This is a genomic window from Corynebacterium sp. Marseille-P4321, from assembly GCF_903645305.1.
GTDB lineage: Bacteria > Actinomycetota > Actinomycetes > Mycobacteriales > Mycobacteriaceae > Corynebacterium.
Window position 1 is genome coordinate 1 of the sequence record NZ_CAHJXO010000004.1, and the last position, 14,813, is coordinate 14,813.

Below are 14,813 nucleotides of genomic sequence, written 5' to 3' on the forward strand. Positions count from 1 at the left end.
CGGCACCACACCGAGGATTTACGGCTCAGAGGACAGATATAAGCCCAGCAAGCATATATTTCCAGCAACGCTAGAGGTCAGGACACATAAATCGCTGATTCTAGACACACATTTTGTCGTTTAACCCACTGACGGGCCTGGCGTTCGCAGACACACATTTTGTCGTTTAACTCGGGGGTTGTGCCAGCGTTAACCACTCGCAAGGGGTGTCTTGGGCGTTCGCACCCGGTGCGGTCAGCTTTGGCACAACAGCAAGCCGGCGAGGCGGGCCGGCAAGCGAGACAGGCGGGGGAAGGCGGCCACAAGGAGAGAGCCACCAAACCCCAAGGTCAAAGCCGAAAAAGGCAAAGCAAAGACCCGGCACCGTGTGTCCTCGGTGCCGGGCCGCTGCTTCGAATTTCTCCACCACCGAGCATAAACGAATCCTGATGAAATGCATAGTTGAACACCAAATTGTGACGCATTTCATCGGAAATGGTCGTGGAAAATAGGGGAGGTGGGGCACGGGGGCGTCGATAAGCAATTGCCCCGACGAGCCCGGTGCTAGTTTTATCCCCATGGCAACCGTGACCTTCGACAACGCGACCCGCATCTACCCCGGCGCGGACGCACCCAGCGTGAACCGGCTCAACCTGGAGATCGCCGACGGCGAGTTTCTCGTGCTGGTGGGGCCGTCCGGCTCCGGGAAATCCACCGCGCTGCGCATGCTCGCGGGGCTGGAGGAGACGAACGGGGGGCGCATCCTGATCGGGGATCGCGACGTGACAGGCGAGGACCCGAAGGAACGCGACATCGCCATGGTGTTCCAGAACTACGCGCTGTACCCGCACATGACCGTGCGTGAGAACATGGGCTTCGCGCTGAAGCTGGCGAAGAAGCCCAAAGCGGAGATCAACGAGCGCGTCGAGGAAGCTGCCGCCACCCTCGACCTCACGGAGTACCTCGACCGCAAGCCGAAGGCGCTCTCCGGCGGGCAGCGCCAGCGCGTGGCAATGGGGCGCGCGATTGTGCGCGAGCCGCAGGTGTTCCTCATGGACGAGCCGCTGTCGAACCTGGACGCCAAACTGCGCGTGCAAACCCGCACCCAGATCGCCAACCTGCAGCGTCGCATGGGCGTGACCACGCTTTACGTCACGCACGACCAGACTGAGGCGCTGACCATGGGCGACCGCATCGCCGTCCTGGATCGCGGCGTGTTGCAGCAGGTGGGCACCCCGCGCGAGCTGTACGAACGCCCCGAGAACGTGTTCGTCGCAGGGTTCATTGGCTCGCCCGCCATGAATATCGCCACGTTCGACGTGGACGGCCGCGTCGCGCGCCTCGGCCCCGTATCGGTCGAGCTGCCGAGCGCGGTGGTGCCTGACGGGCCGCAGGTCACGCTTGGTTTCCGCCCCGAGGGGCTTTCGCTTATCGACGGCTCCGCTGCCCACGCCATCCCCCTCACCGTCGAATTCGTTGAGGAGCTGGGCTCCGATTCCTACGTCTACGGCACAATCACCGGCCTGGAGGGCCAGCAGGTTGTGGTGCGCGTGCCACCCCTTTCCGGCCTGCACGAGGGCGACACCGTGCACGTGGCCGTCGACGACGGCGCGCTGCACGCGTTCTCCGCAGAGACGGGGGAGCGGTTGTAGTGCACGAACGAGGGGGTGGGATGTGAAGAAGCAGACTCGTGACACGGTAATTCAATACCTGGGGACAGCTCGGTTTGCACCCTATTTGAACGCGGCAGGCGGTAACCAGAAAACTGCTCTTCATCTCTATAGCTGGGGAGCTGATTTGGCTTCGGCCATTCAAACCACATTGTGGATGACCGAGGTCGTATTACGGAACGCAATGGACAGGCAACTGCAGGTCTGGAACGAGCGTGAAACCGGTAACGTGAGCTGGCTACTTGAACCTCCCGCTTCACCGCTACGGTCACTTACTGCAGGTAAGCGAACTCAAGCTATCGATCGTGCGGAGCGAGCGCTCGCAAAGCGCTCGCCGGCGCACCCTCGCTTTGAAGAGCCTCTAACGCACGATGACATTTTGTCTAATGCCACTTTCGCGATGTGGAAGGATCTTCTCCCTAATCACCTGCCAGAGGCAAACCCATCTAACCAGGACAATCAAAACAGGCTCCCAATGTGGGACGAGTGTTTGCACCTTGCATTTCCCGCGGTCGAGGACCCGGAAGGTGAGCGCACGTTTTGGAGGGTGTTTCACATCCACGGTCTGCGCAACCGCGTCTCGCACATGGACAGCTTGCTGAACGTCGACGTAGCGGACATTATCGGTGATGCTTTTGATCTTGTCGGCTCAATAGATCCTGCCTTGCGCAATTGGATCTCGGGAACAAGCCGTGTGTCATACGTACTCAGCCGAAGGCCAGAGATTTAAAAGAAGCGGGCCCTCAGGCGCATTCGTCCTGAGGACCCGCTTCGCTCATAGCAAGGGACCTTGTCCTTACCTTGTATCGCCTACCGTACACGACTTGGACAAATTCATCCCAAAGTAAGTGCTTAGAACGAGCTGGAGCCGCCCGAGCCGGAGAAGCCGGAGCTGAACGTCGTATCCACGCTCGACGACGAGGTGGCCTGCTGGTGCGCCTCGACGTTCGAGTCGTGCCACGAGCTCATGTAGATGTACGGCGTAAGCCCGGGGTAGTAGTAGACGGGGTCGGTGATGGTGGGCTCGCGCAGCGGCTCGTACTGCTTGACGTCGCTGAACTCGCGGCGGCGGACCTCGTCGAGGAGCTGGCGGTAGTCCTGCAGCACGCGGACGAACTCGTCGAGGAACCCGGGCGCGGTTGTGTTGTGGTCGAGCCACTCGATGCGCCCCTCAAGCTCCTCCAGGTCGCGCTTGAGCTCGGCGTCCCCGACTTGGCGGCGGGCCTCCTTCACGTCGCCGCGGATATCGGTCAGCAGGGCCCGGCGCGTCGCGGCGTCGCCCTGCTCCACGCGGAAAAGGCGGTTGATGTTGTCCTCGGCGTGGCCCGCGTCGTCAAGCGTCTGCGCCGCGGCGGCGAGCTCTTTGCCGTTCTTCAACGCCTGCCGGTCGGTGCCCACCTCGAGGCGCTGCGTCGCGTCGTGCAGCGCGAGGAAGCGGTCGCGCACCTCCTCCCACTGGCCGCGCAGCTCGGCGTTCGCGAAGGCCGAGGAGACGGAGTTGGCGCGGATATCCAGCTCGTCGAGGCGCTGGCTCAGCCCGGTGTACTCGCTGGCCAGCGCCGCGTGGTTCGCCCGGGCACGGGCAATTGCTTTGCGACGCTCCTGTCGGGTCGCGACCGCAATAGCACTACTTGCGCCGCCGACGAAGGTGCCGCCCAACGCCCCGAGGGCAGCGGTGCCCCGGCGGTCGGACTCCCAGTCGTCGTTGTAGTGCTCGGTGTCCTCGATGCTGGTAGCCGTGTTCGCGGCGGCGAACAGGCCGGCGGGGATGTTGTCGTTTTGCAGGCCCGGCTTCATCGCGTCGAGCGCCGGGGTCAGGCGCTCGCCCTCGCGCAGCAGGAGCTGGTCGGCGACGTCCTCGCCCGAGAAGATGAAGTTCTTGCGGGCCTCCATGTCGGCGCCGACAATGAGCACGCCGTCCGCGAACTTGTCGTTGCCGATCTCGTCCGGGTGGTTGTCGCGGAGGTAATTCTCCACAGTGTCGTTGACCTTCTCACGGCCGTCCGCAAGCACGATGAAGTGGATGCGGTTTACGGTGCTGGGGCGGTCGAGCCGGGCGACGTCGCGAAGCAATCGCTCCTCGTCCTCGGGTGTGAGCAAGTCGGCGGGATCCGAGATCTCCACCTCCGCCGCCTCCGCACGCTGCTCCACGACGATGGGCGCCGGCTCGTCCACCGCCGCGTACGCCGCCACACCGCCGCCGAGCGCGAGGAGTGCCGTGATGCCTGCCGCTGCCGCAATATCTTTACCCAGACTCATGGCCGCCATCGTAGAACCTAGAAGCTGGAGCTACCCCCGGCGGCGGAGAAGCCCGAGGAAGCTGAGGCTGAGGCGGCGCTGGCGGCCTCCACGTTCGCGGTGTGCCACGAGCTCACGTTGGCGTAGGTGTAGGTGTTCAGGTACCAGAAGTCCGCGTCGTACACCGCGGGCTCACGCCACTTCTCGCGCTCCTTCGTCTTGCCCAGCTTCTTGGAGCGGATGTGGTCGAGCACGCCGCGGTAGTCCTCGAGCAGACGCAGGAAGTCGTCCACGAACGCGGGGGAGGAGGGCTCGGCGCGCAGGGCGGCGGCGCGGGCGTCGAGCTGCTCGAGCTCTGCGCGGATGCCTTCGTTGCCTTTTTCGCGGGCTTCTTCGCTGGCGTCGGCGAGGTCTTCGCGCATCCGGTCGAGGTCGGCCCGGCGCGCTTCGACATCGCCCTGTTCCACGTGAAACATTCTGTCGATGTTGTCCTCCGCGTGAGAGACGTGACGCACCGATTCGGCGGCCTTCTCCAGGCGGATGCGGTTGTCGCGCATCACCTTTTCGTCCTCCGGGTCCAGCTCGCCGATGCCGCCGGGACCGTGCACCGCGTCGTTGAGCGCGAGGAAACGGTCGCGCACCTCGGCCCAGTCGCGGCGCAGCTGCGCGTCGGCGAAGTCGGAAGAGAGCGAGTGGGCGCGCACGTCCACCTCGTCTAGGCGCTGGGCCAGGCGGAGGTACTCGCCGGTGATCAGCGCGTGGTCCTCGCGGGCTTGCTCGAGTTTCTTCCGGCGGTCGTCGCGGGCGATAAGCACTCCGGCGCCGACGAGAACGCCGCCACCGAAGCCGATGCCGGCGCCCGCGACGCCCATGCCGATCTTCTCGGCCTTCATTTCGTCGTAGCGCCACTGCGCCACGCCCTCCGGGTCCAACGCCACCTGTGCCGACTTCAGCAGGCCCGCGGGGATGTCGCCGGCTTTCACGTCTTCTTTCATCGCGTCGAGGATCTTCTCCAGGCGGCCCTCGTTGGCGATGCCGAGCTGCTCGCCCACGTCGTCGCCGCCGTACGCGAACGCCTTGCGCGGGTCGAGGCCGACACCGATGATCACCACGCCGTCGCGGGGCTTGCCGTTTTCTCCCAACGCGTCGTCGATGAGCTCTGGGGCGTGGTCGCGCAGGTAGTTCTCGACGTCGTCGAGCGGTTCTTCGTGATTGTTCGCGAACACGAGGTACTGGATGTCGGTGACGGTGGAGGGGGTAGGGATGTCACCTGTGGCGTCGATAAGCAACTGCTCCTGCTCCGCCGTGAGCAACTCCTGCGGGTCGCCAACTGCGACCGGCGGGGCGGCCTGCGTGACCGAAACCTGCTCGTACACCGGCGCCGGCTGGGTGGCGTACCCGAGGCCGCCGCCACCGAGTGCGAGCAGCGCGCTGACACCCCAGACGGCGGCCCATTGCCTGTTCGTTGCCATCTGACCTCCTAAAACGGGCGGGTGATGAGGCGCGCGTAGATAGAGGCCGCGGCGTCCTCCGCGAGAGCGGATTGCAGCTGCGCCGGGCTGGCGGCGCTGAGCACGAAGCCGCGCCACGCGTCCATGTGTAGTGACGTGCATTCCTCGCAATGGCCGCCGCCCTGGGCCTCGGCGTTACGCACCCAGAGCGGGCCGACCTTTTCTGCGTCGTGCACCACGTCCACCGGAGTGAGGGCCGGGTCGTGCGCGACGGGCTCGGCGCCCGTGCGGAACTTGGCGTACAGAGCGCTTGCGTCGTCGAGCGTGTCCGGGTCCGAGAGGTAGATGGGCTCGGCGATGGTGAGCGCGCGGGCTTCGGGGATTGCTTGGGTTGGCAGCTCCGGGCCCACATCCAACACAGTGGGGTAGTGGCCGGGCTCGTTCGGCTCGTCGAGGTAGAAAGCGGCGGTGGCGGCTTCGTCGGTCGCGTTGCCGGGGCCGCCTTCGATCAGCGCGCGCACTACAAATAGTTGCAGTTCGCCGTGGCGCGGGATGCCTTCATAGGCAGCTTCACAGCGCAGCTGCCAGAGGTGGAAGTCGTCGCTCGCGGGGTGCGCCTGGGGCGAGGCGGCGAGGATCTCCACGGGAGCCGCTGCGATGCGCTCACTGTAGAGGCGGTACGCGGCATCCGCCTCCTCAGGCAGCGCGGCGAAGTAGGTGGTGAAGACGTGGGCCATGGGCCCCAAAATACTCCAGTCATCGCTACCGGGTTTGCGATGTTTCACGTGAAACACTCGGCGTCATTTCCAACTTCCCGGAGCCGGACTTCGCTTCGATGAGGTCATCATCGTTCCCCTGGCGATTCAAACGCTGCATGATTGCATCCATGCGCTCAGTCATGCGCTCAGTCTGCGTCACTTTCGTTCAGTGACACTCAAAATCCGTTCACTGACGTAGGTTCTTGACTCTCTCGTGTTGAGTGACGGCGATTTTCGGCTCACTTTCGTTCAGTGACGACGACTTTCCGTTCAGTGACGTTCACTGACGAAAGCGGCGTTTCACGTGAAACATCGTGTTTAGCGGGAGTTAGAACGGCTCACTGCTGAGACGGGAGAGCACCACCACGCCTCCGTCGATGCGCTCTACCGCCCTAGGATCATCGCACCTCGGATCACCGCACGTGAGAAAGTAGCCCGCCCAGGGTGTCTTGCCGGGGGAGAAGTAGCCGTCTCCGCGGTCGGTGACGTTGAGGGTGGCGTCGCGCACCCAAAGCTCGCCGACCAGATCAGCGTTCTGCACGGTGTCGAGCGGCTCCAGCGCGGGACTGTAGGCCACAACGTGAGACGACCCCAGAAGCGATTCGTAGAGTTCGTGCGCTACGTCCGCGTACTCGCCCTGCCCGAGGTACACCGCGGTGATGAAAGTGAGCGGCCCGGTGATGGGGTCGCGCGGAATGAGGCCGTCGATGCCATCGATGAACGCGGGGAAGCGAGTCGGGTCGTTCAGCCCCTCGAAGAAGAAATCATCCACAGCATCGTCGCGGTCACGGCCGCCGAAGTCCACCAGCGCGTTGAGTTCGTAGAGCTGCATCGCTTCAGGCTCGTGCAACCCCGCGTATGCGGCCTCGCAGCGTAGGTTCCACAACTGGAACGGATCGCAAAGCGGCTTCGGCTTTTCCGACAGCGCCAGGACCTCTGCAGCGGCGGCGCCCGCCCGTTTCCGATGCAACGCCTGCGCCTCGGCCAGATCGTCGGCGTGGGCGACAAACTGGGTGCTCACAATCTCGTAGGGCATGGCCACCAATGTAGTCCCGGGCATGCAAAAAGGCCGCCCCGCAAAAAGGGCGGCCTTTTGAAGCAGACGCAGCGAACTCTACGCGGTCACGGCGGGAGCTTCGTCGTCAAGCTTCTCGCCCTTGATCTTGCCCGCAGCGAACTTGTTCACGATGAGCGCGATCGCGCCGTCGCCGGTGACGTTGGCGGCGGTGCCGAACGAGTCGACCACGATGTAGGACGCGATCATGAGTGAAACCATGGACTCGTCGAAGCCGAGGTTCGCCTGCAGCAGGCCGACGGCCGCCATGATGGCCCCACCCGGCACGCCCGGCGCGGCGATCATCATGATGCCCAGCAGCAAGATGAAGCCGATGATCTGGCCGGAGGTAACGTCCAGGCTAGCCATGTACACGATGGAGAGCGCGTACAGGGTGATCTTCTGCATCGAGCCAGACAGGTGGATGGTGGCGCACAGCGGCACGACGAAGCCCGCGACGTCCTCGTCGACCTTGTTCTTCAGGGTGGAGCCGTAAGTGACCGGAATGGTCGCGGCGGACGACGAGGTACCCAGCGCGGTGAAGTACGCCGGCAGCATGTTCTTCAGCGCGGTGAACGGGTTCACGCCCGCCACCACACCAGCCACCAGGTACTGCAGCAGCACGATGATGATGGTCATCACGATCGAGAGCACGAGCACCACACCCATAGCGGCCATGGTGTCGCCGAAGTTCTCGTTCATGCCCAGGTTGAGGAAGGTGCCGAAGATGAACAGCGGCAGCAGCGGGATGACGAAGGTGGTGACCACCTTCAGCACCACGTCGTTCAGTTCCTCGAGCACGTTGTACAGGTTGTCCGATTTCACCGCGGTCATTGCCAGGCCCAGCACGAAAGCGAGCAGCAGCGCCGACATCACCTCAAACGGGGCAGGCATGTCCACCTCGAAGAAGGGGGCGAGGCCGCCTTCGGAGGGGTCGTCCACACCAGTGACCAAAGAGCGGCCCGCAAGCAGCGACGGGTACAGCGCGCTCGACACCGCCCAGGCGATCAGGCCGGAGATGACGGTGGAGCCGTACGCAATACCGGCGGTGATGCCCAGCCACTTGCCTGCGCCGCGGCCCAGGCCCGCGATCGCCGGGGCGATGAGCGAGAAGATGAGCACGGGCACGAAGAACCCGAGGAAGTTGGAGAACAGGCCGTTGAACGTGACAAACACGCGCGCCAGCCAGTCAGGGAAAAACATGCTGCAGACGAAGCCCAGGATGATCGCCACAACCACCCAGAAGAGCAATGACTTCAAAAGTTTCGATCTCATTGTTTGTGCACCTTGTGTGAAGCGTTGACACGGCAAGCTGGACGTTTGACCAGCTGTAGTTCTTAGGGTATCGCCCCGGTTACCCTGGGACGGAATCGTGACCTGCGTCGCCCTCGCCAACCACCCCCGGTTGGGTTTTGTGCCCTGTGCAGGGCTGCTTTAGGATTTTTGCGGTTGAATAAAATCCGCCGCGCCAGCGCGAGAAAGAGGGAGTCCCACCATGCGCGACCCAAACTCGTACCGGAAGCACTCCGGAAACACCGCATACCTGCGCACGCTGCCGGACTTCTCCGACCTGTCCGCCCGCGGGCTCGCGCTCGACCTGCTGGAGAAGATCCCGGCGGGCGAGGACCTCACGCTGCTCGCAGTGGGGCGCGTGCAGTCGCTGCCCGCCGTCATGGCGGTCACGGATGCGAGCATGCTGCTTGCGGTGCCGCAGGGCTTGGGTTCCGGGGTGCACGTCTACCAGCTCGATGCGCACCCGTTCGAGCTGGAGAAGTCCGGCATCCTCAAGCGCGCCACGTTCGACCCGTCGGGCGAGGCGTTCATGTTCGACTTCAAGTCTGAGCGGGACTTCAAGACGTTCCTCGACCTGACCGGGAGTGAGCCGGTGGGGGAGGTTGACGTCGATAAGCAAAATGCCCCTCGCCCCACCAAGGATTCCCGCGAGCGCGAAATCCTCGATGTGATCAACCAAGATTCCGTGCCCGCGAACTTCGCGGCGCCGGTGCGCTACGCGGCGTCGAAGATTAAGGACGATGAGACGATCATCGCCGCCGCCACCGCGAAATACCACGAGCCGTGCGTGCTTGTGCTGACGAACAAGGGCATCCGCATCGTGGAGCGCGAGGGCACCACGCACCGCCTTTCGCTGGAGATCCGCTACGAGGCGATCGACCGCGTGGACAAGGTCAGCGGCAACAGCCTGCGCATTTGGCAGGGCTCGAGGCACACAATGCTTAACGACGTCAACGACGCCGACCTGGTACGAAACGCCATCGAGCGGATGCGCACCACCCCGCCGGCGCCTGCCGCCGGCTCTGTGGGTGAGCTGGCGAAGCTGGCCGAGCTCTACTCCGCGGGCTTCCTCACCGCCGAGGAGTTCGCGGCGGCGAAGCGCAACATTCTGAATATGTAGGTCACGCTCTAAGCTTGGTAGCCATGAGTCCGTTTGCAACCATGAGCACCCTGAACATCGTCTTCGGCATCCTGTTCGCGGTGGCCGCGCTTGTGCTGGTCATCCCCGGCGCGATGGCCACCGCCGGAAAGCTGCCGGGCAACAAGTTCATCGGCCTGCACACCCCGGCGGTGCGCAAGAACGAGTCGGTGTGGGTGCAGGCCCACAAGGTGGCCGGGCCGTTTTTCATCCTCGCAGGCGTGGCGCTGGCGTTCGGCGCGGCGTTCGCGTTCATCGCGTCCGGCTGGGTGTGGCTGTTCCCGGTGGTTGCCGTCGTCGCCGCCGTGGTGGCGCTTTCCCTGGCGGGCAACTTCGGCGCCCGCGCCGCAGTGATGGTGGAGCGCGCCCAGGAGGAGGTTAGCGCGGAGGCACCCGCGGAGCCGAAGCCGGAAGTGAACTTGGACGCTTTGCGACGAGCCGCTGGCCGCGCCGACGAGCAAAAATAAATCTGTTGCGCGCGCACCTGTCGCGCGCTAGGTTTAACACCATGCATTGCAACGAACACTTTTCATGGTGGTGGCGCGCGTAGACGGCGTGCCACGTTGCAATTTTCTTCAACCACCGGCCCGCCGGCTTGTAAAACCCAAGCGCCGCGGGCCGAATTCATGCCAGTACCCTCGGTGCAGAACACTTGGAAAAGGAAGCACCGAATGAGCCGAACGAGCACAGCCCCACCCACCATCACGCGCCGCGAGGTGCGCTACCACGAGGACGTGTCCAGCCTCTTCGCCCACCTCGGCGGTTTGGAGCAGGACGACACCGTACTGCTGGAGTCGGCGGACATCACTACGCGCTCCGGGTTGCACTCGGTGGCGGTGCTGCGTTCCTCGCTGCGCGTTACGTGCGACGGCGACACCGTCACGGTTGCGCCGTTGACGCCGTCGGGGGAGGTGCTGGCGCAGCGGTTGCGCGGCCAGCTCGCTGAGTACGAGACGGCGCCGCACACCTACACCTTTCCCGCGTCCACGGCGCAGGACGAGCGCGAGCGCCTCACCAGCCCCAGCTCCGTCGAGGTGCTGCGCGCGCTGACCACCCGGGCGGACTACGGGGACGCGGACTTCCCGCTGCTGGCCGGCGGCTTCGCCTTCGACTACCTGGACACCTTCGAGCAACTCCCCGCGGTGACGGAAGGCCCGAACACGTACCCCGACTACCAGTTCGTGCTGGCAGAGGTGGTGCTGCGGGTCAGCCACGAGACGCAGACGGCGTACCTCGCGGGCGTCGATGCGGCCGGCAGCGGCATCGAGCTCGACGGGCTTGCGCAGCTTATCGACGAGGCGCGCCCCACCTACCGCGCCGCCGCCGAAAACGGCGGCGTGCTCAAGGTCGAAGCGGATGTGACCGACGAGGGGTTCCGGGGCAACGTCGATAAGCTCAAAAGCTCCATCAACAACGGCGACATCTACCAAGTGGTGCCCGCGCGCAGCTTTACCTGCGAATGCGGCGACGCGTTCGCGGCGTACCGGGCGCTGCGCGAGACGAACCCCTCGCCGTACATGTTCTACCTGCGCGGGGAGGGCTACGAGCTGTTCGGGGCGTCGCCAGAATCCAACCTGAAGTTCGACGCGGAGACCCGCCAGGTGGAGCTGTACCCGATCGCCGGCACGCGCCCGCGCGGCCTGAACGCGGACGGCAGCGTGAACCACGAGCTGGACACGCGCATGGAGCTGCAGCTGCGCACCGACGCCAAGGAGGTCGCGGAGCACACCATGCTGGTGGACCTGGCGCGCAACGACATGGCGCGCGTGGCCAAGCCGAGCACGCGCAGGGTGCGCGACCTGCTGCAGGTGGACCGCTATTCGCGCGTGATGCACCTGGTCAGCCGGGTCACGGCGACTCTTGCAGACGACCTGGACGCCCTCGACGCGTACCGCGCGTGCATGAACATGGGCACCCTTACCGGCGCCCCGAAGCTGCGCGCCACTGAGCTGCTGCGCGGCGTGGAGGGCACCCGGCGCGGCTCCTACGGCGGGGCGGTGGGCTACCTGCGAGGCGACGGCACGTTTGATACCTGCATCGTGATCCGCTCCGCGTTCGTGGCCGGGGGCGAGGCGACGGTGCAGGCGGGCGCGGGCGTGGTGCGCGATTCCATCCCGCAGGCCGAGGCGGACGAGACGTTGCACAAGGCGTACGCGGTGCTGCAGGCCATCGCGGGCGGACGAAAACTGGAGGTGGAAAAGTGATTGTGCTGCTGGATAACCAGGATTCCTTCGTGTACAACCTGGTCGACGCGCTCAGCGGCTATGACACCACCGTGTACCGCAACACGGTGAGCGCGGATACGGTGCTGGGCGCGGACCCGGAGCTCATCGTGCTTTCGCCCGGCCCGGGTTACCCGGCGGAGGCGGGCTGCATGATGGAGGTCATCGAGCGCGCCCAGGGACGCATCCCGATTCTGGGCATTTGCCTGGGCTACCAGGCGCTCGTGGAGCACTTCGGCGGCCGCGTGCGCCCCTGCGGGCCGGAACACGGCACGTCGCGCACCATGCAGCTCACCGATTTTGGGCTTGAGCTTTTCGACGGCCTCACGGTCGGCGGCGCACCCGGCGAACCAGGCCGGGACGTGCCCGTGGCGCGCTACCACTCGCTCGGTGCGACGCAGGCCCCGGAGGGCATCGTGCCGCTCGCGTGGGCCGACACCGAGGCCGGGCCCGTGATCATGGCGGCCGAGACCGCCGACGGCATGTCCATTGGCCTGCAGTTTCACCCCGAATCTATCCTTACCCCTGGCGGTCCGGTGATCCTGGACCGCTGCGTGAACCAGCTGACTCAGAACACGAAAGGCGCCCGCCGTGGCTAGCGAATCTTCCCTGGATACCTTCCGCTCATTCATCAACACGCAAGCGCCGAACCTAGAGCAGGCGGTGGAGGCGTTCACCCCGCTGACGGTTGGCGATTACGACGACGTGCACATCGCGGCACTCTTGGCCACCATCCGCACCCGCGGCGAGACCTTCGAAGATATCGCGGGCGCCGCGCAGGCGTTCCTCGCGGCCGGCCGCCCGTTCCCGGTAACTGGCGAGGGCCTGATGGACACCGCGGGCACCGGCGGCGACGGCGCGAACACGATCAACATCACCACCGCGGCGTCCCTGGTCGCTGCGGCCGGCGGAGTGAAGATGATTAAGTGCGGCAACCGCTCCGTGTCGTCGAAATCCGGCTCCGCGGACGTGCTGGAGGCGCTGAACATCCCGCTCGATCTGGATCCGGAGCGCGCCGTGCGCCAGTTCGAGCACTCCAACTTCACGTTCCTGTTCGCCCCGGCGTACAACCCGGCGATCGCGTTCGTGCAGCCGGTGCGAAAGGCGCTGGGCGTGCCGACGCTGTTCAATACGATGGGCCCGCTGCTTTCGCCTGCGCGCCCGGAGTTCCAGGTGATGGGCATCGCGAACCCGGCGCAGGGCCAGATGATCGCGGAAACCATGCGTGAGCTGGGGCGTAGCCGCGCGCTGGTGGTGCACGGTGCTGGCACCGACGAGATCGCGGTGCACGGCGAGACCCTGGTGTGGGAGCTGCGCGACGGCGAGATCACGCACTACACCGTCACCCCGGAGGAGCTCGGTGTCGGCCGCCACTCGCTCGAGGACCTGCGCGGCGGCGACGGCGAGGAGAACGCCGCGGCGATGCGCGCGACGTTCGCGGGGGAGGGGCCGCAGGCGCACTTCGACGCCATCGCCGCATCTGCGGGCGCGATGTTCTACCTCTACGGCGAGGAGTCGCTCGCGGCGGGCGTGGAGCGCGCGAAGCAGTTGCTTATCGACGGCTCCGTGCACACCTGGCTCAAGCAGCACGAGGAGAGCGATTACAGTGCCTAAACTTCCAACTGTGCTGGAGGGGATCGTCGAGGGACGAAAACGTCACGTTGACGAAATTCGACAACGCGTGGCCCACGCGGATTTCGACACGTTACCTAAATCGAATCGGTCGCTGTACGACTCTCTGCGCGCGCCCGGCACCGGTTTCATCATGGAGTGCAAGTCCTACTCGCCCTCGCTCGGCCTGATCCGCGACCACTACGAGCCGGGTTCAATCGCGAGTGTGTACTCCCGCTACGCCGCGGGCATCTCGGTGCTGTGCGAGCCGGACCGCTTCGGGGGAGACTACGACCACCTGGCCACCGTCGCCGCCGTGACCCACCTGCCGGTGCTGTGCAAGGACTTCATCATCGACGAGGTTCAGGTCTACGCCGCCCGCTACTTCGGCGCGGATGCCGTCCTGCTCATGCTTTCCGTCTTGAGCGACGAGGAGTATGCGCACCTCTCAGCACTCGCCGACACGTTGGGCATGGACGTGCTCACCGAGGTGATCGACGAAGAGGAGGCGGAGCGCGCGGTGAAACTCGGCGCGAAGATCTTCGGCGTGAACCACCGCAATCTGCACGACCTCTCCATCGACCTCACCCGCTCCGCCAAACTAGCGCGCCTCGCGCCGAAGGACGCGGTGGTGGTCTCGGAGTCCGGCATCCGCGACGTGCAGACGGTGCGCGAGCTCGGCGGCCACTCGGACGCCTTCCTGGTCGGCTCGCAGCTCACGGGCCAGCCGGACATCGACCTGGCTTGCCGCATGCTGGTTTACGGGCCGAACAAGGTGTGTGGTCTCACCTCCGTGAGCGCAGCCCAAGCGGCGAAGGCGTGCGGCGCGGTGTACGGCGGCCTTATCTTCGAGGAGGCGAGCCCGCGCAATGTTTCACGTGAAACATCGGCAGACATCATCGCCCACGAGCCGGGCCTGCGCTACGTCGCGGTCTCGCGTCGCACCGCGGGCTACGGGGAGCTCCTGCAGAAGGGCGTCCACGCGGTGCAGGTGCACGCCCCGTACCAGGGCAGCCTGGACGCGGAGCGCGAGCTCATCGAGCGGGTGCGCGGCGAGGTGGGGGAGCGCGCCGAGGTGTGGCGTGCAGTCTCCATGACTGCCCCGGAAGGCCCTGAGGTGGCGGTTGGGGTAGCGGAGCTCGTCGATAAGCTTGTGCTCGATGCGAACGACGGCGGCTCCGGCGAACAGTTCGACTGGACCCGCATCCCCGACGACGTGAAAACCAAGTCGCTTCTCGCCGGCGGAATCGGGCCCGACAACGTGGCCGGCGCCCTTGCCACCGGATGCGCCGGGGTGGACCTGAACTCCGGCGTGGAGCACGACGGGCGCAAAGACGCGGGCAAACTCCGCGCGGCATTCGACACCATTGGCAACTACCACTTCGACTAAGGACACCCC

At 65.3% G+C, this 14,813-nt stretch carries 14 protein-coding genes; 8 read left to right on the top strand and 6 right to left on the bottom strand.

Going from position 1 to position 14,813, the window contains the following annotated elements:
* The first annotated feature begins 557 nt into the window (after positions 1-557).
* The gene (locus HWX32_RS10845) at positions 558-1,631 is read left to right on the top strand and encodes an ABC transporter ATP-binding protein (protein ID WP_175935883.1); all 1,074 of its coding nucleotides are present in this window, start codon (positions 558-560) and stop codon (positions 1,629-1,631) included.
* A gap of 22 nt (positions 1,632-1,653) precedes the next feature.
* The gene (locus HWX32_RS10850) at positions 1,654-2,379 is read left to right on the top strand and encodes a hypothetical protein (RefSeq protein ID WP_175935884.1); all 726 of its coding nucleotides are present in this window, start codon (positions 1,654-1,656) and stop codon (positions 2,377-2,379) included.
* Positions 2,380-2,501: 122 nt separating this feature from the next.
* On the opposite strand, the gene HWX32_RS10855 is transcribed toward HWX32_RS10850, so the two are convergent.
* From HWX32_RS10855 to HWX32_RS10880, 6 genes are all read right to left on the bottom strand, one after another.
* Positions 2,502-3,908 carry a DUF5129 domain-containing protein gene (locus HWX32_RS10855; protein WP_175935885.1) on the bottom strand — a complete coding sequence of 469 codons (1,407 nt, stop codon included), beginning with the start codon at positions 3,906-3,908 and terminating at the stop codon, positions 2,502-2,504.
* Between the two features lie 17 nt (positions 3,909-3,925).
* Positions 3,926-5,359 carry a DUF5129 domain-containing protein gene (locus tag HWX32_RS10860; protein WP_175935886.1) on the bottom strand — a complete coding sequence of 478 codons (1,434 nt, stop codon included), beginning with the start codon at positions 5,357-5,359 and terminating at the stop codon, positions 3,926-3,928.
* Positions 5,360-5,367: 8 nt separating this feature from the next.
* Positions 5,368-6,075: a hypothetical protein gene (locus tag HWX32_RS10865; RefSeq protein ID WP_175935887.1), complete on the bottom strand. Its 708-nt coding sequence runs from the start codon at positions 6,073-6,075 to the stop codon at positions 5,368-5,370.
* A gap of 25 nt (positions 6,076-6,100) precedes the next feature.
* Positions 6,101-6,238: a hypothetical protein gene (locus HWX32_RS10870; RefSeq protein ID WP_175935888.1), complete on the bottom strand. Its 138-nt coding sequence runs from the start codon at positions 6,236-6,238 to the stop codon at positions 6,101-6,103.
* 186 nt (positions 6,239-6,424) lie between these two features.
* A complete protein-coding gene (locus HWX32_RS10875; protein WP_175935889.1) occupies positions 6,425-7,132 on the bottom strand; it encodes a hypothetical protein in 708 nt (235 codons plus the stop codon).
* Positions 7,133-7,210: 78 nt separating this feature from the next.
* The gene (locus HWX32_RS10880) at positions 7,211-8,425 is read right to left on the bottom strand and encodes a dicarboxylate/amino acid:cation symporter (protein WP_075469499.1); all 1,215 of its coding nucleotides are present in this window, start codon (positions 8,423-8,425) and stop codon (positions 7,211-7,213) included.
* A gap of 220 nt (positions 8,426-8,645) precedes the next feature.
* Here HWX32_RS10880 and HWX32_RS10885 point away from each other — a divergent pair, with 220 nt between their 5' ends.
* The 6 genes from HWX32_RS10885 to trpCF all read left to right on the top strand — a co-directional run bounded on the left by HWX32_RS10885 (position 8,646) and on the right by trpCF (position 14,804).
* A complete protein-coding gene (locus HWX32_RS10885) occupies positions 8,646-9,563 on the top strand; it encodes an SHOCT domain-containing protein (RefSeq protein ID WP_075469498.1) in 918 nt (305 codons plus the stop codon).
* A 23-nt stretch (positions 9,564-9,586) separates the two neighbouring features.
* A complete protein-coding gene (locus HWX32_RS10890; RefSeq protein WP_254868414.1) occupies positions 9,587-10,048 on the top strand; it encodes an SdpI family protein in 462 nt (153 codons plus the stop codon).
* A 204-nt stretch (positions 10,049-10,252) separates the two neighbouring features.
* On the top strand, positions 10,253-11,785 hold the full coding sequence (locus tag HWX32_RS10895; RefSeq protein WP_175935890.1) for an anthranilate synthase component 1: 1,533 nt from the start codon (positions 10,253-10,255) through the stop codon (positions 11,783-11,785).
* Positions 11,785-12,402, top strand: coding sequence for a gamma-glutamyl-gamma-aminobutyrate hydrolase family protein (locus HWX32_RS10900; RefSeq protein WP_303049157.1), 618 nt, complete (start codon positions 11,785-11,787; stop codon positions 12,400-12,402). Before HWX32_RS10895 ends, HWX32_RS10900 begins: the two co-directional genes overlap by 1 nt.
* The gene (gene trpD / locus HWX32_RS10905; protein WP_175935892.1) at positions 12,395-13,417 is read left to right on the top strand and encodes an anthranilate phosphoribosyltransferase; all 1,023 of its coding nucleotides are present in this window, start codon (positions 12,395-12,397) and stop codon (positions 13,415-13,417) included. Before HWX32_RS10900 ends, trpD begins: the two co-directional genes overlap by 8 nt.
* Complete coding sequence (trpCF, locus tag HWX32_RS10910; protein ID WP_175935919.1) at positions 13,404-14,804, top strand: bifunctional indole-3-glycerol-phosphate synthase TrpC/phosphoribosylanthranilate isomerase TrpF; 1,401 nt, start codon at positions 13,404-13,406, stop codon at positions 14,802-14,804. The genes trpD and trpCF overlap by 14 nt, the downstream gene beginning before the upstream one ends.
* Positions 14,805-14,813: the final 9 nt, after the last annotated feature.